16 protein-coding genes are annotated in these 20,333 nt (G+C 68.7%); 4 read left to right on the plus strand and 12 right to left on the minus strand.

Annotation, left to right across the window (positions count from 1 at the left end; translation table 11 throughout):
• Positions 1-85: 85 nt before the first annotated feature.
• A complete protein-coding gene (locus DBP14_RS06955; protein ID WP_129306156.1) occupies positions 86-2,344 on the minus strand; it encodes a glycogen debranching N-terminal domain-containing protein in 2,259 nt (752 codons plus the stop codon).
• Between the two features lie 284 nt (positions 2,345-2,628).
• Entirely contained in the window at positions 2,629-4,404 is a 1,776-nt protein-coding gene (locus DBP14_RS06960; protein ID WP_129306157.1) for a DUF4192 domain-containing protein, read from the minus strand.
• A gap of 131 nt (positions 4,405-4,535) precedes the next feature.
• Here DBP14_RS06960 and DBP14_RS06965 point away from each other — a divergent pair, with 131 nt between their 5' ends.
• Both DBP14_RS06965 and DBP14_RS06970 read left to right on the plus strand, forming a co-directional pair.
• Complete coding sequence (locus tag DBP14_RS06965; RefSeq protein ID WP_129306158.1) at positions 4,536-6,701, plus strand: RecQ family ATP-dependent DNA helicase; 2,166 nt, start codon at positions 4,536-4,538, stop codon at positions 6,699-6,701.
• Positions 6,702-6,985: 284 nt separating this feature from the next.
• Positions 6,986-7,603, plus strand: a complete 618-nt coding sequence (locus tag DBP14_RS06970) for a hypothetical protein (RefSeq protein ID WP_129306159.1) — start codon at positions 6,986-6,988, stop codon at positions 7,601-7,603.
• A gap of 271 nt (positions 7,604-7,874) precedes the next feature.
• Here the strand turns inward: DBP14_RS06970 and DBP14_RS06975 are convergent, their stop codons facing one another.
• The 3 genes from DBP14_RS06975 to DBP14_RS06985 form a co-directional block, all read right to left on the minus strand.
• Positions 7,875-8,504: a hypothetical protein gene (locus DBP14_RS06975; RefSeq protein WP_129306160.1), complete on the minus strand. Its 630-nt coding sequence runs from the start codon at positions 8,502-8,504 to the stop codon at positions 7,875-7,877.
• A 68-nt stretch (positions 8,505-8,572) separates the two neighbouring features.
• Positions 8,573-9,274, minus strand: a complete 702-nt coding sequence (locus DBP14_RS06980; protein WP_129306161.1) for a ribonuclease HII — start codon at positions 9,272-9,274, stop codon at positions 8,573-8,575.
• Between the two features lie 80 nt (positions 9,275-9,354).
• The gene (locus DBP14_RS06985; protein ID WP_129306162.1) at positions 9,355-9,978 is read right to left on the minus strand and encodes a TetR/AcrR family transcriptional regulator; all 624 of its coding nucleotides are present in this window, start codon (positions 9,976-9,978) and stop codon (positions 9,355-9,357) included.
• Between the two features lie 189 nt (positions 9,979-10,167).
• Between DBP14_RS06985 and DBP14_RS06990 the strand changes: the two genes are divergently transcribed.
• Positions 10,168-11,715 (plus strand): MFS transporter, encoded by a 1,548-nt coding sequence (locus DBP14_RS06990; protein ID WP_129306163.1) that lies wholly within the window; start codon positions 10,168-10,170, stop codon positions 11,713-11,715.
• A 461-nt stretch (positions 11,716-12,176) separates the two neighbouring features.
• On the opposite strand, the gene DBP14_RS06995 is transcribed toward DBP14_RS06990, so the two are convergent.
• The 3 genes from DBP14_RS06995 to DBP14_RS07005 all read right to left on the minus strand — a co-directional run bounded on the left by DBP14_RS06995 (position 12,177) and on the right by DBP14_RS07005 (position 14,497).
• Positions 12,177-13,082, minus strand: coding sequence for an ADP-ribosylglycohydrolase family protein (locus tag DBP14_RS06995; protein WP_129306164.1), 906 nt, complete (start codon positions 13,080-13,082; stop codon positions 12,177-12,179).
• A gap of 12 nt (positions 13,083-13,094) precedes the next feature.
• The gene (locus DBP14_RS07000) at positions 13,095-13,754 is read right to left on the minus strand and encodes a histidine phosphatase family protein (RefSeq protein ID WP_129306165.1); all 660 of its coding nucleotides are present in this window, start codon (positions 13,752-13,754) and stop codon (positions 13,095-13,097) included.
• A 137-nt stretch (positions 13,755-13,891) separates the two neighbouring features.
• Complete coding sequence (locus tag DBP14_RS07005) at positions 13,892-14,497, minus strand: YdbC family protein (RefSeq protein ID WP_129306166.1); 606 nt, start codon at positions 14,495-14,497, stop codon at positions 13,892-13,894.
• A gap of 151 nt (positions 14,498-14,648) precedes the next feature.
• On the opposite strand from DBP14_RS07005, the gene DBP14_RS07010 reads away from it, so the two are divergent.
• On the plus strand, positions 14,649-15,182 hold the full coding sequence (locus DBP14_RS07010; protein WP_129306167.1) for a TerD family protein: 534 nt from the start codon (positions 14,649-14,651) through the stop codon (positions 15,180-15,182).
• 2,346 nt (positions 15,183-17,528) lie between these two features.
• On the opposite strand, the gene DBP14_RS07015 is transcribed toward DBP14_RS07010, so the two are convergent.
• The 4 genes from DBP14_RS07015 to DBP14_RS07025 all read right to left on the minus strand — a co-directional run bounded on the left by DBP14_RS07015 (position 17,529) and on the right by DBP14_RS07025 (position 20,196).
• Entirely contained in the window at positions 17,529-17,858 is a 330-nt protein-coding gene (locus tag DBP14_RS07015; RefSeq protein ID WP_129306168.1) for a helix-turn-helix transcriptional regulator, read from the minus strand.
• Entirely contained in the window at positions 17,851-18,978 is a 1,128-nt protein-coding gene (locus DBP14_RS07020) for a tyrosine-type recombinase/integrase (protein ID WP_129306169.1), read from the minus strand. The genes DBP14_RS07015 and DBP14_RS07020 overlap by 8 nt, the downstream gene beginning before the upstream one ends.
• A 114-nt stretch (positions 18,979-19,092) precedes the next feature.
• A complete protein-coding gene (locus DBP14_RS35965) occupies positions 19,093-19,230 on the minus strand; it encodes a hypothetical protein (RefSeq protein ID WP_164992268.1) in 138 nt (45 codons plus the stop codon).
• 177 nt (positions 19,231-19,407) lie between these two features.
• Positions 19,408-20,196 carry a DUF1883 domain-containing protein gene (locus DBP14_RS07025; protein WP_129306170.1) on the minus strand — a complete coding sequence of 263 codons (789 nt, stop codon included), beginning with the start codon at positions 20,194-20,196 and terminating at the stop codon, positions 19,408-19,410.
• Positions 20,197-20,333: the final 137 nt, after the last annotated feature.

Consider the following 20,333-nt stretch of genomic DNA (forward strand, 5'->3'; position numbering starts at 1 on the left):
CAGCCGCAACGACGGCTGATCCGCTTCGTTCGGTTATGAGCGCACAGCCCGCTCCCGCTCTTGACGGCTCTCGTGTCGTGCGAGGTCAGGCTCCCAATTGCAGTCCCTCCGCCGCCTCCTCGACGAGGGCGACTCCGAGCCGGGAGACGCGTACGGAGAAGGGCGCGCCCGCGACGCGCAGGCCGGTCAACCCGGTCTCGCCGAGAGGAGCACTCCGCATGGGCCGCAGGGTGACCGTGCGGGCGGGCGCGTCGGGCCGGATGCCGAGGAGCGCTGTGAGGAGCAGGACCGCTGAGGCCGCCGCCGTGGCGGCCGGCCGGCAGGCCGCGGGGTGCGGGAGTGGGGCGCTTCCGGTGGTGCGCTGCTCACCGGCGAACATCTCCGGCAGGCGGTGGCCGAAGTGTTCCGCCGCCTCCAGCAGGCCCCGCAGCAGGGTGCTCGCCTCCCGCTCATAGCCCGCGGCGGCCAGTCCGGCGACGGCGACGGCCGTCTCCTGGACCCGTACGGCTCCGGCTCGGTGCCCGAACGGATTGTGTCCGGGCTCTCTCGCGCCCAGGCCGCGCAGGCCCCAGCCCGTGTCCATGGCCGGTTCCCCGAGCAGCCGGGCGAGGCGTTCGGTTCGCACGGTGTCGAGCAGGCCGGGGGCGAACCGGCCGCCGCCGAGCAGGCCGGTGTCGAGGAGATGGGCGGCTGCGCAGCTCAGGTGGGGCAGGGGGCGGCCGTCGGGCGTGAGGGCGGCGGCCGGGCGTCCTCCGGACCGGTCCTCGATCCAGAAGTCCTCCCGGAAGGCAGTCCGGAGCGCCTGGGCCCACCGTCGTAGTTCCGCGGCGCCCGGTCTGTCGTAGGCCTCGAGGAGATCGGCTCCGAGGAGCGCCGCGCGGTGCGCGTGGGCCTGGGTCTCGCAGCGGACGGGGTCGGTGGTTCGAGCGCCGGCGAGGTACGAGCCGTCGCCCGCCGTGGTGCGTAGCCAGGTCAGGCAGCGCTCGGCGGCGGGCAGCAGTTCCTGCGTCTCGGGTTCCGGGAGGCCCCAGCGGCGGGCCTCCGCGAGCAGGACGGGGAAGAGGAGCGTGGCCTCGGTGCCCGTGCAACCGGGCGGGAGGTGCGGGCCGGCATCACGTCGTGGGCCCGGAATCATGCCTGCCCGCGGCCCCGTGCCGAGGTGCTGAGTGCGTGCCAGCGCGCGCAGAGTGCCCTCCGCGAGGCGGGTGCCGAGGGGCAGCACCATCCGGGCCGCGGCCAGGGCGTCGGCGGGGGCCATCCCGCAACGCCAGGGCACGCCTGCGGCGAGATGGATGTCCGAAGGGTGCGCAGGGTCGCGGAGCAGCAGGGCCTGGAGGTCCTTGACGGACGCCCGCAGCAGGGTGGCCGGGCGTGGATCGTCTCCCGCGGCGCGCGCCGGCGCGAAAGTAGCGGCCGCGGTGTGGCTCACGGGCCGGAGCGGGCCCGCTCCGTCCGGGCGTACCCGCAGTCGCACGGTCGCCGTGCCGCCTGGAGGCAGGTCGAGCTCCCAGCGCAGTAGTCCGGCGGACGCCACAGCGTCGGCGGGAGGCGGGTCGGCGGTGACACAGGCACCTACGCCGGAGGAGGCCCAGCGCAGTCCCGAGTCGTGGACCGCGGCAGGGAGTTCGGGGCCCGCCCTGCCGGACGCGATGGCGCCGAGCTCCGCCAGGTCTGTACCGAGGGTGATGTCGAGCGGCATGCGCAAGGGCCGTGAGGCGGCGCTGCGGAGCGTGACGACTTCGGTTCCGTCGGCGTGGCGGGTGCGCTCGACGACGACGTCCGGGTCGGGACTCGCCGCCGAAGAGACGCGCAGCGTTCCCACGAAACAGGCTCGGTCGGCACCGATCGGCCGCGCTTGAAGAGGCAGGGGTTCCCGCCCGCCCACGCGCACCCGGCACCGCGAGAGCAGGCGTCGGCCTCCTCGGTAGAACCCTTCCAGTCCCTGGCCGGTGAGCTGACCATGTTCGCCGGAGATGGCGAGCCCCGGAAGGGAGACACAGATAAGGGCCTGGTGGGTGGGCGCCAGGTCCGGGACGCTACGGGGACTCGCGGGCGACACCCCCGCCACGGTCACCGGCGGAGGCGGGGCGGAGGGCCGGCGTGCGTGGGTCTGGGCCGGTTGTGGAGCCGGGGCGGTTGTGGGCGGTGGCGGCTTTGGCGTCCCCGCGGGCGTCGGTGTCGAGGTGCCCGCCTCCCGGGTCGGGCGGGGCTGCGGGCTGCAAGGCGCGCCTGGGCCTTCGCCGCCTGGTGGGCGGGGTGCGGCGCCTCCGGGCGGGTGAGCCACACGGTGGCCCGGAAGCGGACGCGGGCCGGTGGGGGGCGGCACCGTCGGCTGCTGGTGCATGGTCTGGCTTCTCCTGCACTCGGTGCGCCTCGGACGTGCTGAGCGCCGGGGGCGCCCGTCGGGACACGGGTCGTCGTAGGGCGGCCGCACCCGTCCAGGTGTTCCGCCGCTCAGGTGAACGGAGGGACGCCTGCGGGGGTCACGCCTCCCAGCGGTGAAGCCGACCGGAGGACGACGAGTCGGAGTGAGGGCGCTGTGCCGTTCGGCGCAGGACGGGCCGGCGCCATGGGCCCGGGCGCGGATCGTCCCGCCCCGGAGAGGGCCGGCGCCGCCCGTCGTGCTGCTCATTCGTCGCCCTCTCGGTCCGGGCTGTCGTCGGCACAGGGCACGTTTCCGGCGGCCGTGCTTCGAGGGTCCGCGCTGGTGCGGCCGTCGACAGTACGCGTGCGCGTGCCGTCCGGCCCAGTGGTGCCGGCACGTGAGCGTCCGGCCACCGAGGGCCTGGGACGCGTACCGGTCGGCCGCCGACGCCGCCCGGCTTCCGCCCGAGCCGGTCGCGGGGCACTGTCGGCGTGGTCCGAAGAGCGCACCCGGCGGCGGCGCCGTGGGCCCGGGACCGGTCCGGGCTCGTCATGGTCGTCGTCTCCCGGAACCAGCACTGCGGGGCCCCAAGGCCGTCCTGGAACGGCGGCGCCGTCGGCGGACTTCCCGTTCCGGGGAGCTCCGGGCCTGTTGAGGCTCTCGACGGGAAGGCCCCGGTCCGCAGCGTCGGGCGTGTCCGCCGGCACCGCCACGCCCCGGGAGCCCGCCTCTTCGGAGCGCTGGGCCTGTGCGAGGGGGGCCGCGGCGGCCGCGCGCTGGGTGCGCAGGCAGCGGCGGATGGATTCCGGGTCCAGCCCCTCGTTGCAGGCCTGGTGCAGCAGTCGGGCGAAGAGGTAGTCCGGGTCCGCGCCCAGCGCCATCGCCAGTGCCTCCCGTGCCTCCAGTTCGTCGCCGGTCGACCAGGCGACCCAGCCGGCCAGGGTCAGTGGCGCCGCCGCGTGCTCGCCGTAGGGCCCGACGCACCGGCGGGCGAGGGCGCGCCAGAGCCGCAAGGCCGGACCCGCCTCGTCCCCCTCCATCCATGCGGCGGCCTGGTCGCGGGTCGTGCGGTCCTGGAGGCCGAGGATGAGGACGGCCGCTTCCTCGTGCGTCAGCAGTTCGTCGTCGCGCAGGTCCGCCGGATGAGTGCCGGAGACCGGTGGTGCTCCGGCGAGGCGGCGGATGATTCGCTCCGCGAGATCAAGGGTCTCGTCGGCCACAGCGGCGCGGGAGGTGTCGTCCAGAATCCGGGGCACGATCCCCGTGCCGGCCGTGTCCAGGGCGATCTCCTGCCTCCCGGCCGCGGCGGCGCTCTCCCAAGGTGACAGCCTGGCCCGCAACTCCCGGAGGGTGCCGCGCACTTGGATGCCTGCGTAGGTGGCGGCCGCCGCGAGGACGGAGGTGCCCGGCAGGCCCATCGGCGATCCTTCGCCGGGGCAGCACCCCCCGACCGCGCAGCAGTACGACCAGAAGCGCCCGTCCGAGAGGCACAGAGCCTCGATGACCGGCACGTCGAGGTCGCCGCACTCGGTGCGCAGCAGTTGGGCGAGCGGGCGGAGCCGCCGCATGACGTCACGGCCCGTCTCACCCGGACCCGGCTCCTGGCAGACATAGGCGACCATCTGCTCGGGCCGGGTCCCGCGTCGCTCGGCGCCCGTCACCAGACCACGGGCCAGCTGTCGTGCGGCCGCTTCCCAGTCGTCCGGACTGGCCGGAATCCCGAGCCGGGCCCGGCCGCCGAACCGGCCCTTGCGGTCCCGGTCGTGCAGGGCGACCAGGACGATGCTGTCCTCGGGGCGGTAGCCGAGCAGGTAGGGCAGGGCGTCGGCCAGTTCGGCGGGGGTGCGGAGGATGACCTGGGTGTCGTGCGCGGACGGCAGGTCGAGCGGCTCGCGGCGGACGATGCCGTGAGGGTCGCCCCCGGTGACGCGCGGGGCCGTGCCGCCTCCGGCCGAGCCCTCACCGGCGTCATGCTCCGTGCCGCGTCCGGCCACGTCGTCGTTTTCGAAGGGCCCGGTCGTTTCGCTGTGATTCGTCATGCGCAGACGATCTCGCGGATCGCGACATTCCGGTTGCCCTGTGGATAACTCGAATCAGGGACACGTCAACGCCCTCCCGGGTTGTCCACAGGCCCGTCCGCTTGTCAGTCCTGTCGTGTTGTATGGAACGCATGGAGCACACGAACAACGCGGACCTCAGGGCGCGGGCCGACGCCGTCCTCTCCCGTCTCGTCGGGGATGTCACGGGCGCCGCCCGGCTGCGGGAGGACCAGTGGCGGGCGATCGAGGCACTCGTCGCCGATCGCCGCCGGGCCCTGGTCGTCCAGCGCACCGGATGGGGGAAATCCGCGGTCTATTTCGTGGCGACGGCCCTGCTGCGAGCCAGAGGCGGCGGGCCCACGGTGATCGTCTCACCGCTGCTCGCGCTCATGCGCAACCAGGTGGAAGCCGCGGCCCGGGCGGGCATCCGCGCCCGGACCATCAACTCGTCGAACACCGAGCAGTGGGAGGACGTGCAGGCCGAGATCGCCGCCGGTGAGGTGGACGTGCTGCTCGTCAGCCCTGAGCGGCTGAACAACCCCGACTTCCGCGATCAGGTCCTGCCCAAGCTCTCGGCGGCGACCGGCCTGCTGGTAGTGGACGAGGCGCACTGCATCTCCGACTGGGGACACGACTTCCGTCCCGACTACCGGCGGCTGCGCACCATGCTCGCCGACCTCCCGCCCGGCGTGCCCGTACTGGCCACCACCGCCACGGCCAACGCCCGCGTCACCGCCGACGTCGCCGAGCAGCTCGGCACGGGCGGCACCTCGGACGCCCTGGTGCTGCGCGGCCCGCTGGACCGGGAGAGTCTCAGCCTCGGAGTGCTGCGGTTGCCGGACGCCGCTCACCGGATGGCCTGGCTCGCGGACCACCTCGGCGAGCTGCCGGGGTCCGGGATCATCTACACGCTCACCGTGGCCGCCGCCGAGGAGGTCACCGCGTTCCTGCGGCAGCGCGGGCATGTCGTCGCGGCGTACACGGGCAAGACGGAGAACGCCGAGCGACAGCAGGCCGAGGACGATCTGCTGGCCAACCGGGTCAAGGCGCTGGTCGCCACGTCGGCGCTCGGCATGGGCTTCGACAAGCCCGACCTCGGATTCGTGCTGCACCTCGGGTCGCCGTCCTCCCCCATCGCCTACTACCAGCAGGTGGGCCGCGCTGGACGTGGTGTCGAGCATGCGGAGGTGCTCCTGCTGCCGGGCAAGGAGGACGAGGCGATCTGGACGTACTTCGCCTCGCTCGCCTTCCCCTCCGAGGACCTCGTCCGCCGCACCCTGGACGTCCTGGCCCGCGCCGGCGGTCCGCTGTCGCTGCCGGCCCTGGAACCGCTGGTGGAGCTGCGCCGTTCGCGGCTGGAGACGATGCTGAAGGTCCTCGACGTGGACGGGGCGGTCAGACGCGTCAAGGGCGGCTGGATCGCGACCGGGCAGCCCTGGACCTACGACGCGGACCGGTATGCGTGGGTGGCGCGGCAGCGCAAGGCCGAGCAGGAGGCGATGCGCGCGTACGCCTCCACCACCGAGTGCCGGATGGAGTATTTGCAGCGGCAGCTCGACGACGAGGGCGCCAAGCCGTGCGGCCGCTGTGACAACTGCGCCGGACCGCGCTTCACCGCCGACACCACCGGTGCGGCTCTGGACGCGGCACGCGTCGACCTGGGCCGTGCGGGGGTCGAGGTCGAGGCCCGCCGTATGTGGCCGACCGGACTGCCGGCGATCGGCATCGAGCTCAAGGGACGCATCCCTGTGAGCGAACAGGCCTCTCCCGGAAGGGCGTTGGGCCGCCTGTCGGACATCGGCTGGGGCAATCGGCTACGACCGCTGTTCGCATCCGTGCCACCGGACGCGCCGGTGCCGGAGGACGTCGCGCGAGCCGTGGTGGACGTGCTGGCCGACTGGGCGAGGGGCCCCGGCGGCTGGGCCTCCGGCTCGGCCGACGCACCCGCCCGGCCCGCGGGTGTGGTCACCCTCGCCTCACGCACCAGGCCGCTGCTGATCCAGTCGCTCGGCGCGCGCATCGCCGAGATCGGCCGGCTGCCGCTGCTGGGGTCCGTGGAGTACGCCGGTGACGCTCACCGGGTGCCCCGCAGTAACAGCGCCCAGCGGCTCAGGGGGCTGGACGGGGCGTTGACGGTACCGGCCGCGCTCGCCTCCGCCCTCGCCGGAGCACCCGGACCGGTCCTGCTGGTCGACGACTTCACGGAGACCGGCTGGACCCTCGCCGTCGCGGCGCGGCTGCTCAGAAAGGCCGGGGCACAAGGCGTGTTGCCGCTGGTGCTGGCCGTCCAGGGATGACACGGCCGCACCGGACGCCGGGGGTGACACCGCGCCGCGGGGACGTACCGGAGTCCGGTGTTCCGCGCGTCGCCGACGGCACCGGTGGGTAGGGATATAAGCCTCGCACCGTCAGATAACCCCCGGTGGCCCCAATTGCTCGTTGCCGCATCCCAGTTCGCCAGGAAGAATTGAAGTCCGCACCCCGCGCGACTCGCCCATCATCCGATAGGGCTTTGCTGCGGTGCGCGCTCCCCCGAATCCGACCTCGCCCGCAGTGTGGGCGCGTAGCCGAAGGGAGGAACGTGACCTTCGGATTCGCCTCGTCCTCGGCCGCACCGCTGACGTCCGCGTCCGGCGCGTCCGCCAGTCGCCTGCTGGAGCCCGCGGAGTGGGCTGCCGCGGGAATTCCCTTGCTGCGCAACCCTCGTGAAGTGGTGAGCGGGCTGCACGCCCGGCACCACCCCGGGCCGTCCACCGCGATCGTGGCCGTGCTCGATCCGGAGGAGCGGCTTCGCGCGAGCGCGTCGTTCACCCGCCGTCAGGCCTCGGCCGACGGCTGGATGTTCCGCAACGCGCTCCTGGCCCAACTGCGCCGGGTCATCCCCCACGACCTGCGTCGCCGCACCCCCGTGCGCACGGCGGTCCTGCTCTACTGCCGCGAGGGCGACGCGCGGTGGACGGAGGAGGACGGCGCGTGGATGTGGGGGCTGCGCGATGCCTGCACGCTGCACGGACTGCGCTGCGGGGCGTACATCACGCTGACCCAGGACGGCTGGCAGGTACTCGGCGAGGGCCGCGGAGGGCGCCGCCCTCACGCTCACTCGGAAGCGGAGTCCGTCGCCCTGTCTGAGGCTCCGCCCCTGACGCCGCGCACCGGCGGTCCGATGTCCGAGGTTCTGCGCCGCGCAGCGGCCCGCTGAAGCGGCCGGCCCACGGGCCGTTTCCACCCCGGCCCGGCGCTCCAGCGTGCCACCAGGACACCAGGCGGCCACACACTCCGGGACGCTCGACCACACCCGAGGTGACAGCCCCGCGCCCCCGGCTCCCTCGCGGGACGACCACGGAGGCGGCGTTCCCGGCGGCCGCTCCAGGGAGCGGCCGCCGCGGGCCGTCGGGGCATGCCGGACACCCCACCGTGCGGCCACCCGCGAAGGCGGCACCGGGACCACTGTCCTGAGTGTCGGACGTGGCTCAGACGCCGGCGCCCAGCACCGCGTTGATCTGCTGCGGGTCGCCGCAGACGATCAGCAGCGCACCGGCCCGGGAGAGGGCCAGCGGAAGCGCGGCGGCGGCAGCGGAGTCCGGGCCGCCGTTGACGGCCACGACGACCACGGGGCGGGACGCGGCACGGGAGGCGGCGGTGGCGTCGGCGTAGAAGACGTCGTCACCGGCGTCGTGCTGCGCCCAGTAGGCGGCCTCGCCGAAGGACAGTTCGTGCTCGGCCCACGGGTGTTGGGCACCGGTGGTGACCACCAGCACCTCACCGGGGGCACGGCCCGACTCCAGGAGCAGGTCCAGCGCCTCCTCGGCGGCGTCGAGCGCGCCCTCGGCCGAAGCGGGGATCAGCTGGATCTGCGGGGTCGCCGAAGCGGCGGGAGCGGCCGGGGCCGACGGGCCGGGCTTGGCCGGGGCCGCGTCACGCGGCGTGCGCTGCACCGGCGGCGCGGGCCTCGGCGGGCCGGGACGACCGGGGCGCGGCGGCGCCGCGGGGCGGGGGCCGGGTACGGGACGGGGGGTCGGCGCGGTACGGCCGTTGGCCGGAGTGACGCGGGGACCCTGGGCACTCTCGTGAATCTGAGGCTCCTCGGGAAGGAGAGGCATGAGCTGATTTTTATCAAACGTTGGCGCGGTGCGGATGACCGGGTGGCACATCAGTGCGAGCGGAACCGTCAGAAATCGAAGCCGAGCTGACCCTCGATCTCCGGAATGGATCCGTCCGCCCAGCTGCGGACCTTCTTGAGGTGCCGCCACTGGGGCAACGCATCAAGATACGCCCACGACAAGCGGTGGTACGGGGTGGGTCCCCGTTCCTCCAACGCGGCTTTGTGCACGGGGGACGGATACCCGGCGTTGTCCGCGAAACCGAAGTCTGCATGGTCGGCACCCAGTTCGGCCATCACTTTGTCGCGCTGGACCTTGGCGATCACCGACGCCGCCGCGACGGCCACGCACGACTGATCGCCTTTGATCACCGTGCGCACCCTCCAGGGCGTGCCGAGATAGTCGTGCTTTCCGTCGAGAATGACGGCGTCGGGACGGACCGGCAGGCCCTCCAGGGCGCGCATGGCGGCCAGCCGCAGCGCGGCCGTCATTCCCATGCTGTCGATCTCCTCCGGAGAGGCGTGCCCGAGCGCGTACGACGTGACCCACGACTGCAGGATCGGGGCGAGTTCCGTACGCCGCTTGATGGTCAGCAGCTTCGAGTCGGTGAGACCCTCGGGCGGCCGACGGAGGCCGGTGATCGCCGCGCAGACCGTGACGGGCCCGGCCCAGGCACCACGCCCCACCTCGTCGACGCCGGCGATGATCTTCGCTCCGGTCGTGGCGCGAAGGGAGCGCTCGACGGTATGAGTAGGCGGTTCGTACGGCATGGCGCCCTTAGACTACGCCGCCCGGAACCCCACGCGACACCCCGGTCCCCCGCTGTCACCGCCCTCACCGGGGCCGCCCTTCACTCCTCGGCCGGCCGCAGCAGCGGAAGCATCAACTGGTCGACCATCTCTTCGAGATCACGGTCGCTCCATTCACTTGTGCACATCTTGGAGCGGTACATCATCATCGCCGGAATGGCGTCGTAGACATACCCGTTGGCCGCGTCCGAGCGGACTTCTCCGCGCTGTATGCCCCTGTTGATCACCTCTCGCAGCAGTGCGCTGACGGGTTCCACCACCCCGTCGAAGATCACCGCATGGAAGCGTTCGGCCTGCGATGGATCACACTCGTGAATCACGGCGCGAAGAGCGAGTCCGGGGCGCGAGTACATGGCGTCCCGCGCCCGGCGGCACAGGGTCAGCAGATCCTCGCGGACACTGCCCAGATCCGGCACCTCCTCCATGCTAGGCAGGCCGGCCTCCAGCGCGTCGGCGACGAGATCCTCCTTGGAGGGCCACCGGCGATAGACAGCAGCCTTTCCGGTCTGGGCGCCGGCTGCGACGCCTTCCATGGTCAGGCCCTTCCAGCCGACGGTACTGAGCTGCTCCAGAGCGGCGTCGAGGATCGCACGCTCCAGCACCGGACCGCGCCGACGAGGGGAAGCCGACCGAGCGGTGGCGGCCGTCCAGGGCGAGGTAGCCATTCGAGTTGTCTCCAGCGAACAGGGGAAGCGGGGGTTCCGGGGCGGGGGGGGTGCGCCGCGCGGCAGCAAGGGGGGACGCGACACGCGACGCGAAATTAAGTGAACGCTTGCGTTCTCTGTCAGGGACTCACTACCGTTGGCGCAACAGTGAACGCGAGCGTTCACTAAAGCCTTCGTGGGGGACGCATAGTGACAACCTCTCAACTCCTGCAGGAACAGAAACCGGGCGCGGCCCGCCGGGGCGGGCACCCCGGCATCGCACTCACCGTCATCGCGGCCTGCCAGCTCATGGTGGTCCTCGACGCGACGATTGTGAACATCGCGCTCCCGCACATTCAAGACGCACTCGAGTTCAGCACCACGGACCTCACCTGGGTCGTCAGCGCCTACACACTCACCTTCGGCGGTCTCCTGCTCCTCGGAGCACGGGCCGGCGACATCCTCGGCCGCCGCCGGGTCTTCATGAGCGGCATCCTCCTGTTCAGCTTCGCCTCGCTCCTCGGCGGCTTCGCCCAGGAACCCTGGCAGCTGCTGGCCGCACGCGCCTTGCAGGGGGTGGGCGGCGCGATCGCCTCGCCCACGTCTCTGGCGCTGATCACCACCACGTTCCCCGAGGGCCCTGAGCGCAATCGGGCCTTCGGCGTGTTCGCCGCCGTGTCCGCCGGTGGCGGCGCCATCGGCCTGCTCGCCGGTGGCATGCTGACCGACTGGCTCGACTGGCGGTGGGTGCTGTTCGTCAACGTGCCCATCGGGGTGCTGATCGTCGTCCTCTCGCCCCTGTACATCAGCGAGTCCGAGCGGCATCCGGGACGGTTCGACATCGCGGGCGCCCTGACCTCGACGACCGGTATGGCCTCTCTGGTCTACGGCTTCATCCGGGCCTCGGAGAAAGGCTGGCGGGACGGCCTCACCCTCGGTTCCTTCGGCGCCGCGGTGGTGCTGCTGATCGCCTTCGTCCTCATCGAGATACGAGCGCGGGAGCCGATCACCCCGCTGCGCATGTTCGCCTCCCGCAACCGCTCCGGCACGTACGTGGTCATGCTGTGCCTGGCCGCGGCGATGTTCGGCATGTTCTTCTACATCGTGCTGTTCGTGCAGAACGTGCTCGGCTACAGCGCGATCAAGGCCGGGCTGGCCTTTCTCCCGGTGACCTTCGCGATCGCGGTCGGCGCCGGCCTGTCGCAGCGCTTCCTTCCCACGCTCGGCCCGAAGCCGTTCATGATGGCCGGATCGGGCCTCGCCGTCGGCGGACTCGTGTGGCAGAGCTTCATCAGCCCCGACAGCTCCTATGTCGGCGGCGTGCTCGGCCCGATGCTGGTGTTCGGCTTCGGCATGGGCCTGAACTTCGTGACGGTCACCGTCACCGCGGTGTCGGGTGTCGCTACGCACGAGGCGGGCGCGGCCTCCGGGCTGCTCAACGCCATGCAGCAGGTGGGCGGGTCGCTCGGCCTGTCCATCCTGACGACGGTCTTCGGCTCCGCCAGCAAGGACGAGGCGAAGAAGCAGCTCCCGAAGTTCCTCGCCAACGGCTCGGCGGACCAGAAGGCCCAGTTCGCCAAGACCCACCAGTTGCCCGCGCCCTGGGGGCACGACGTGCTCGCCCACGGCATCTCGACCGCGTTCGTCCCGGCAGCGGCGATGGCGGTGCTCGCGTTCCTCACCGCCTGGCTGGTGATCCGGGTACGCAAGAGCGACCTCGACGCGCTGGCCGGTACGGCGGGCGCGGGCATGGGCTGACCCGGATCGGGCCGCGCAGAGCCGCGGCCGGCCGGACCGCCGCCGGGGGATCTCCGGAAGGAGCGGTGGTCCGGCCGGCCGCACCATGCCCCTCAGCAACACCCACCACACCGCGGAGACCAGCAGGAACGACACCAACACCCTCACCCCAACCCCGTCCTCGATTCCGTCACCGGTCGAGCGCTGCCGCCGCGTCCACGTCGAGTTCGTCTTCGACTCGCTGCGAAGGGCGGCACTCGGAAAACGGCCGAGGGTCACACAGAGTTCCCATCCGATACAGAGAGTTTCCATCGGTCGGGAGGAGGGAGGGAGCGTGGTCGGCCCGCAGAGCCACTCGCCGCAAACAGACCGCGAGCCGCATGCCATGGCAGAAGTGGTGAGGTGCGGCAGGTGCGGCAGGTGCGGCAGGTGCGGCAGGTGCGGCAGGTGCGGCAGGTGCGGCAGGTGCGGCAGGCGGAGCCTCAGACGCTCGTCGGCACCCAGTCGGGCAACGCCTCGGTCCGCTCCACCCACGCGGCGGGCGGTGCCCCGGCCTTCCCCGCGGCGAGGACGCCGCCCACGATGGCGCAGGTGGTGTCCACATCCCCGCCCACCTGTGCGGTCGTCCAGAACGCCGTCTCGAAGTCGGCGAGGGATCTTGCGGCCGACCAGAGGGCGAAGGGAACGGTGTCGTGCGCGGACGTACGACGGCCACAGCCCAGGACAGCGGCGACCGTGGCAGCGTCCGCATAGTCGAGCATGTCCCGGGCACGGCGCAGCCCCTGGCCGACGGCGCTCTTCGGGATGAGGGCGATCACGCCGTCGAGGAGCGTCTCCGGATCGGGCGGGCCGTCGGGGGAGGCGGCCAGCGCGACGGCCGCGGCGACGGCCATGGCGCCCACGACCGCCTCGCGGTGCTGGTGGGTGGGGTAGGCGGAGATCTCCGCCTGGTGCGTGGCCTGCTCCGGGTCGTCCGCGTACCAGGCACCGAGGGGCGCGATGCGCATCGCCGCTCCGTTGCCCCAGGAGCCCTGCCCGTTGAAGAGCGCGGCGGCCAGTTCCCGCCAGTCCTGGCCCTCGCGGACGAGGCGGAGGAGCCGGTTGACCGCGGGACCGTAGCCGCGGTCGAAGTCGTGGTGCTCGGCGAAGGAAAGGGCCAGGGCGTCCTGGTCGATGCGGTGGTGGGCGGCCAGCACGGCCACGACGGAGCAGGCCATCTCCGTGTCGTCCGTCCATTGCCAGGGAGCGTCGGGCAGCTCACGTCGCTTCAACAGCGGATAGTTCGCCGGGACGAAGAACTGGGAGCCCAGGGCGTCCCCCACAGTAAGTCCGCGCAGGCAGGCCAGGGCGCGGTCCAGGCGCGCGAGGGGAGAGGAGTCAGCGGTCATCGCCCTGCCACTCTATCCGGTGACCCAGTGCGGCACCGGATCCCGCCAGCGCTCGAAGGGCCGGTCCAGTCGGTACTTGCCGTTCTCCCCCAGAACGAGCATGCGCATCTCCGCGTTCCCGGGGTTCGACAAGGACTCGAATTCCGCCACCGTCCAGTGGAACCAGCGCATGCAGAAGAGCCGCATGGCGAGTCCGTGCGTGACCAGGAGCACGTTCGGCGGATGGTCGGGCGCCTCGAAGCTGCGGTACAGGCTCTCCAGGAAGCCGCCGACCCGGTCGTAGACATCGGCTCCGGACTCCCCCTGCGGGAAGCGGAAGAAGAAGTGGCCGTAGGCGTCCCGGTAGGCCTTCTGCAGGCGGACGTCGTCACGGTCCTGCCAGTTGCCCCAGTCCTGCTCGCGCAGCCTGGGTTCCTCGCGCACCCGTATCAGGCCGGGGTCGAGGTGGAAGGCGCACAGCGTCTCGTGCGTCCGGCGGTACGGGGACACGTACACGCTGACGCGTTCCTGCCCGAAGGTGTCACGGAGCCGCTTGCCGGTCTCCTCGGCCTGCCGCCGGCCGCGCTCGGTCAGGGCCAGAGCGTGGTCCGGTTCCCGCTCGTACACGGAGTCGTCGACGTTGCCCATGGACTCGCCGTGCCGGACAAGGACGATGCGCCGTGGTCGTGCCATGCCAAAACCCTAGATCGAGTGGCGGGCTGCCGAGCACTTCTCCGGTCCCTGTACGGCGTAGGTCACAGAATCCCTGCCTCAGGGCGCCGACGAGCGCTCGCTCCGCGCGTTGGTTCCTCACACACTCCCGGTGTCTTTCACACCGTCCAGGATGGCTCCAGTTCCACAATGTCACCCGACAGGGCCGCGATGTCCGTCTCGGTCTGGGCGCGCAGGGCCAGGCGCTCCACCCGTTCGGTGCGGTACTTCCCGTGCTCGGCCGCCGCCCGCCACATGGAGAGGATCATGAACTCCTGTTCGGGCGCCTCCGCGAACATGCCACGGATCATGCCGGGTGAGCCGGCCATCGCGGGGTTCCAGACCTTCTCCTGCATGAGGGTGAAGTGTTCGACCCGGTCCTCGCGGACCTGGCAGAGGGCGACGCGGATCAGGTCCGAGTCGGTGAACCGGGGTTCGAAGCCGGTCTTCACGTCGAAGCGGTACTCGAACAGTTTGACCTGGGGATCTTTGAACGTGCCCGCCTGGGCAGCGGCCAGGCGGTCGTGGGAACGGGCCATGAAGGAGTCGTAGAAGGCGCGGCTCTCCCAGAAGGCGAAGATGTGCGCCACTCCGGCCCGCTGCCGGCTCCAGCCTCCGCCCTGTCCCCGAAACCCCGGCTCCCCCAGAAGCCCCGCCCATTTCCGCTGCCCCCGCTCGAAGCCGCGGCGGTCCACCACGGTGCAGCGAATCCACTTGACCAGCACCGCGCCATCGTACGGCCACAGGACGTGGCGTCGGTCACGCTCCGGCGGAGATCGCCCGCGCACGCTCCCCCGCGCGCGTGGCACGATGGGCAAGGAGCCCCTGCTCCTGGGGAGTTGGGCGAGTGGATCTTCAAGGGGGGAAGGGGGCCTGATGAACGGTTTCGGCAAGGGAATCCGCAAGGTGGAGGTCGCGCTCAAGTGGGACCCGAGTCCGGCCGGTCTGCCACCCACCGATCTCGACATCGTGGCCGCCACGTTCGTCTCGGGGGACGCGTACCGAACTCCGGCCTATCTGGTGCATTTCGACAGCCGCTCCCCCGACGGCACGATCTTCCTCAACCGCGACAGCACGGACGGCAGGGGCTTCGGCTGGGACGAGGTCATGTCGCTCGAACTCGACCGTCTCGACGCGCGGTACGCGCGCGTGGTGGTCGGTGTCGTCATCCAGCAGCAGTCGGCGCCGCGGACGTTCGCCGACGTGCTCAACCCCGCCCTGCGCGTGCGTTCGGGCTACACGGTGCTCGCCGAGGACGACTTCGGATCCGTCCTCGGGGCTACGGCCGCCACGGTCGCCGAGTTCGTGCGCGACGAGGCCGGTGACTGGGTCTTCCGTCCCGGTGTCCACGGGTTCGACGAGGACCCCGCGGCTTTCTCCAGGGTGATGGGCCGGGCGCACCCGGCCTGAAGCGACGGAAGCGGCAACCGAAGTAAGGGGCGCCGGCCTATGGCCGACGCCCCTTACTTCAGCTACTTCAGCAGCGGCGTGTCATACTGGTGGAGACCACTTATTCCCGAGGTGCCGTATGTCTGCGGCTCTCGACGTAGCTGGCCCAGTCTCGCTTCACGTACTTAACCCAGTGCACTGCCGTGTTGATGTGCACCCCGAGGATCTGGCTGAGTACCGGTGCTGGCAAATCCGATGCAAGCGACAGAACCGCCGTGTTCTTGGCCGCCCGAACACCAATTCCATGAGTTGCGAGCCTCCGCGCCAGAGGAGTGGCACCAATCGCCTTGCCGGCCAGGTTTCCCGGAAAGAGCCAACGAGTGCCGTCCGATCGCCCTACCACCGATCTCGGACTGCGAGATGCCTGGTCCATAACAAGCCTCGCGATGGCGGGTGGCATCAGTACGGGGTAGTCCCCAAAGGTCAGATAGATCCCATCGCTCCGCTCTTCTAGATGTTTCAGAGTCAACTGAGAAATGCGACTGACAGGAACTCCATACAGCAGGACTAGTGCACCTGCCGCCCGAACATCGATCGGGAGATTGACGTCCTTAACGCAGCGCATCAGAAGTCTGACCTGATCATCTTCCGAATGAAAATTCACCGGGTCGCCGGAAGCCCGAACTGGAACGCTTAGGTCACCACAGAGGTGGCACCTCTTAGCCCAGTTCAAGAAGTCTGCAATGCGATATCGTGACGTGGCACCTTCGGAAATCCAACGCTCAACCTGCCCTTGAGTAACCGACTCAAGGTCTATCCCCTCTTCATCGAGCCACCGCAAAAAGGTTGCGGAATTCGAGATCAGGGCTCTCGCATAGTTGGCCCCAGCGCGCGTGAGCCCGCGCGTCTCGGCCCGGCGGCGCGCTCGACGTAGAACGACCCAGAGAGCATAAGGCTGGATAACGGCCCGATGGTGTTCAGCCTCTCTCAGGAAGTCATCAACCCATTGCTCCGTCCGGGCCACGTTCTCATCGCGTGCGGGAAGAGCGCCAACATGCACCAGGATGTGCCTTACGTGGGTAGCTGCCTGCCGACGTGGAAAGTCATCAAGGAGCTCATGGCTGAGCTGATGACCAGAGCGAAGCAGTTCCCTCAATAGATGCGCCCCACCCTGCTTGTATCGGAGCCAGAACAAGACGGTGCGCGGATTTTCCACGGTCTCAAGCTCGGAAACCAACGATGAGAGTTGGGTGTTGCGGCTAGGGTCGAAGTAGTCATTAAGCTCACGCCGAAGTACACACCTGGCACACTCTCCACGTCGATAAAGATCGCCGCACCCGTCGCAGTTGCTGCAGGAGTACGTCAGATCGACCCCAGCGCAGGGACCACAGCACCGCTGACTCGCGCTGGTAATTCCGATCAGAGGACGAATCTTCTGACACACTGGACATGCCGCCGGCCTGCCACGAACGCGTTTATAGCATGTGATACATACGGGGCCAATGGGCCAACGAATCGTGACCGGTCGAACGCGGCTGCACTCTACGCAGGGCACCTCAGGAACGGGAGACTTAGGCGAACAGGTGACACAAATCGGTCGGCCCTTTTTCACACCCTTGCATGGCTTTTCGAGCCCGCATACGGAACAAAGAGCCACCTGACCTCTATAGCAACTGACGCATAGGTCGCCTTGATCACCCTGGCTTCGGGCAGCGATCTGCATGATGCGCCCACACCGACTACACAAGCGCTCCGGGCGGCTATAGCATCGATCACAAACTGGGCCGTCCACAGTCTGAGCCTTAGTTTCCCCGAGCTCGCCGCAGCGAATACATAAGCGCCTGGGCCGACGGTAGCAACGTTCGCATGTCGACGAGCCATCATGCAGCCGTGCTGCAACCCTGCTTAGCTGGCCGCACTTACCACAGTTCTCAAAACGCGACGGATCCTTGGCATAGCAGGTTCCGCAAAGGGCTCTTCCATTGCGTCTCGTTATGATCGGCCGTGTTCTTCCGCAAGAGCTACACAGGTCGGCAGCGCGGCGCAGGCAGCACCCTTGGCAGATCCGGTAGCCATCCCGGCGGACTCGCGTCAGGTTCCGTCGCTTACCGCAGTCGGCGCATCGAGGCACAACAACATTCCCAGGCCTCAACTCCTCCAGTCTGCCCAGCATGCGGAACACCTGAATTGGAGCTGTCCCATCACCGGCCGACAAGAAATTGGGATGGCTATTGATGTAGCGCTGAAGCTTCAGCACGGTATTCCCTGGTGCTACCTCTTCAACAATCTGCAGGATATTCTCATAGCGGACGTCCGGAAGTAAGGACGAGACAACGCCAGCGACTACCTTCGCAGCATCGGCTCTTTTCATGATCCATCCGGACGTCGAATCGTAGTCCGCCTAACAACAGGCGTTGGCCCGGCAGCACTCTCACCACCCGCGACCTTCCGCACCTGTTGATCAACCACGGTGACTTCGATAAGTTGCTCCACACCGCACTCAAGAATGTCGCAAAGTGCTGCCAGCGTGTCCATAGAGAGCCTCTGGGGTGGCTGCGTCACCAAACGAAATACTTGTTCACGCGAAAGGTGCACTCCCCTCTCCGCGAGGAGGGGGACCAGGTCTGTGGTCTGGAACATCCCCCGTGCCGCCATGAGCTGACGCAAGTGCCAGCGATACCCCATCTTCTTAATCACTACCCGACTCCCACAGGACTGCATGTCGCGCTTCCAAAGACTTACGGACTAGGCGATTTCGATAGTCATCAGAGACTCCCGAGTAAATAGCCGTAGTTGAAGCGTACTCGTGCCCAACTTGATCCTGAACAAAGCGTTCCGGATAGTCGAACTCAAGCAGATGTGTGACATAGGAATGTCGAAGGCTATGCAAATCGAGGTCCTCTGAAATCCCTGCTGCCGCACGGGCTGTCTCGAAGGCTTCGTCAAGGCGGCGCAACGATAATCGCCCGCGCCTTTCCGTGATCCAAAGCGCCGGGTGCTTGCCCGGCAGAAAAGCTGGCCGCACTTCGTCCAGGTAATGATTGAGCACATCAACCACCCAGTCGAACTCCGGCACCGTTAGGACAGTTCGACGCTTTGGCGGCGATCCTTTCGATGCCTTTCCGTACCGGACGAACAATGCTCCACAGCGCCCATAGTCCAGGACCTTCGGATTTCGACGCAGGTCAGATAGGTCGAGGCAACACGCTTCCTGCCTCCTGAGACCATATGCGTAAATAACCTTCAAAGCTGTGGAATCGCGCATCGCAGCAAGCGCGCCCTTCTTGCCGCGCGCGCGGATCTCTTCGGCCCGTCCGTCAGCTGCATCGAACAGTGCCTGAACTTCGTCATACGTCAAAGGGCGCCGGCCCGGACGACCTTCGTAATCGCTAGTGTGGACAATGGCGTTCCACTCGTGGAAAATCTGAGTCGGCACTTGGCCAAATGAATCCAGGCACTTACCGGGCCAGCAGTACCGCGCGTCCGTGATGTAATCGCAGAACATCCGCAGAGCATTCTGGTAACCACGCGCCGTCGAGAAGGCGAAGTCAGGCTTTCGCGATCTGAGGTGGTCAAGGAAGGCCTCAGCTTCAGATGGCTGCCACTGCCACGGGTACTCGTTCGTGAACTCTGCAAACCTCCTGACCAATCGTAGCCGCGGCGCAATGGTGGCTTCGTGATTCAGAAACCGAGCCCGCTGCTGCAACTCCCAGCCGTCCAGCATTGCTTGAAAGGTCGCTGACTCCGGATCAAGATGCACCACCCCGCCTGCAAGCACCAGATGCGCAGCACCTGGCAGGTTCGCCCCACCACTCATGATGCGTCTAACGCAACATCGTTGAGTTGGTTACGGTCTCAGCGTTGACGGCTACGAGACCTGGGTCACTCCCGCCGTGGCGCCCAGGGCGCGGGCCCTGGGCGCCACCAGGTGTTACTTCTTCTTGGACGGTGTCTGCGACAACGCGCTTGCCGCCGCAGACTTCTCCGCCTTGGTCGACTTCGGGTTGGCCAGGACCTTAGCGGCGGCCGAAGCAGCCTTCTTGCCTGTCTGTCGTCGGTTCTTGGACATGATCACATTTCCTTTCGTGCCACTTTGCGTTGCAGCTCGGAACGTGATGTCATGCATGCCTGCATGCGGTACAGGACGTCACGTTCTGGCTGCGGCGATCGCCTGACTCGTGCGAAGGGTCAGGCGATCGCCATTCCAGCGGCCTTTCCGCTGGAAGTTTTAGCTGCGGACCTCAGGTCACCCAGCGTTACGCTGGGCATCACCATCTCGAATCACATCCGCAATCTCGCTGGCGATCTCTTCCACCGTGTACTGGGCTGTGCTCCTGGCCAACTTGTCGGACAGTGACGGGCTTTGCGCCATGACCTCGTCTTTGGTGATGTTGTGCCAGATAGGCAGCAGGTTCTGTTGCCCTGTCACATACCTTGTCACCAGGCCGTCGAGCTCATACTGCGGCCATCCCTTTTCGAAGAAGGGGCGGGAGAGAATCACGATGCCGAATCGACTGTTAGCCAAGCCTTGGTCGATCTTGCGGCGGAGGCTGTCGCCGATCCTCAATTCGAGGACGTCGAGCCACACAGAGATGCCGGCCTCTTGCAGATACTGCGCGAGCGGGCGGGCCACTGCCTCTTTGTCCTCACTGGCATGAGAGATGAAGACATCTCGTACGGACTCGGCCCGGCCGATGGAGTAGGGCGGCGGCTCATGTCTGATTTGGGTCAGGGAACCAGCATTGCTCGGGCGTAGCACCGGCAGCGGCGGCGGTTCGACGGAAGCCGAGGACCTCACTCTTCCTCTGAGGCCCAGCATGTCAACGGTCACGTACCAGTGGCCGCTCCGCGGAATCGCAAGGCGCACCGGAGAGTGTTTTGCGAGCCCACCTGCAAAGCGGGGGTTTCTTCCGGCCTTGTACTTCTGATAGTTGCTCGAGTCCATCAGGCGCACATTGGCTGCACTGCCGGACAATTTGATGACCGCGGTCGCGCCCTTGGGCTGACGGCCGAGATCGTGGACCACGTAGTCCATGATTTTTCCTCTGTATCACCTTCACAGGGGACCTGTAGGGGCGGTTGCGCTGGATGCAACATTGTTGCGGGCGCTAGAGCGGCGGGTGTATCCCCAGGCCAGCCGCTACGCGGGAGGGGCGTCAGCGCGAGGCTGAC

Source organism: Streptomyces sp. L2 (assembly GCF_004124325.1).
Taxonomy (GTDB): Bacteria; Actinomycetota; Actinomycetes; order Streptomycetales; family Streptomycetaceae; genus Streptomyces.

Coding starts and splice junctions, on each gene's coding strand:
- DBP14_RS06975 (WP_129306160.1), bottom strand. CDS start 8,504: ATGCCTCTCCTTCCCGAGGAGCCTCAGATTCACGAGAGTGCCCAGGGT.
- DBP14_RS06995 (WP_129306164.1), bottom strand. CDS start 13,082: ATGACCGCTGACTCCTCTCCCCTCGCGCGCCTGGACCGCGCCCTGGCC.
- DBP14_RS06955 (WP_129306156.1), bottom strand. CDS start 2,344: ATGCACCAGCAGCCGACGGTGCCGCCCCCCACCGGCCCGCGTCCGCTT.
- DBP14_RS06985 (WP_129306162.1), bottom strand. CDS start 9,978: ATGGCTACCTCGCCCTGGACGGCCGCCACCGCTCGGTCGGCTTCCCCT.
- DBP14_RS06965 (WP_129306158.1), top strand. CDS start 4,536: ATGGAGCACACGAACAACGCGGACCTCAGGGCGCGGGCCGACGCCGTC.
- DBP14_RS07025 (WP_129306170.1), bottom strand. CDS start 20,196: ATGGACTACGTGGTCCACGATCTCGGCCGTCAGCCCAAGGGCGCGACC.
- DBP14_RS06980 (WP_129306161.1), bottom strand. CDS start 9,274: ATGCCGTACGAACCGCCTACTCATACCGTCGAGCGCTCCCTTCGCGCC.
- DBP14_RS35965 (WP_164992268.1), bottom strand. CDS start 19,230: ATGTCCAAGAACCGACGACAGACAGGCAAGAAGGCTGCTTCGGCCGCC.
- DBP14_RS07020 (WP_129306169.1), bottom strand. CDS start 18,978: ATGAGTGGTGGGGCGAACCTGCCAGGTGCTGCGCATCTGGTGCTTGCA.
- DBP14_RS07010 (WP_129306167.1), top strand. CDS start 14,649: ATGAACGGTTTCGGCAAGGGAATCCGCAAGGTGGAGGTCGCGCTCAAG.
- DBP14_RS07000 (WP_129306165.1), bottom strand. CDS start 13,754: ATGGCACGACCACGGCGCATCGTCCTTGTCCGGCACGGCGAGTCCATG.
- DBP14_RS06960 (WP_129306157.1), bottom strand. CDS start 4,404: ATGACGAATCACAGCGAAACGACCGGGCCCTTCGAAAACGACGACGTG.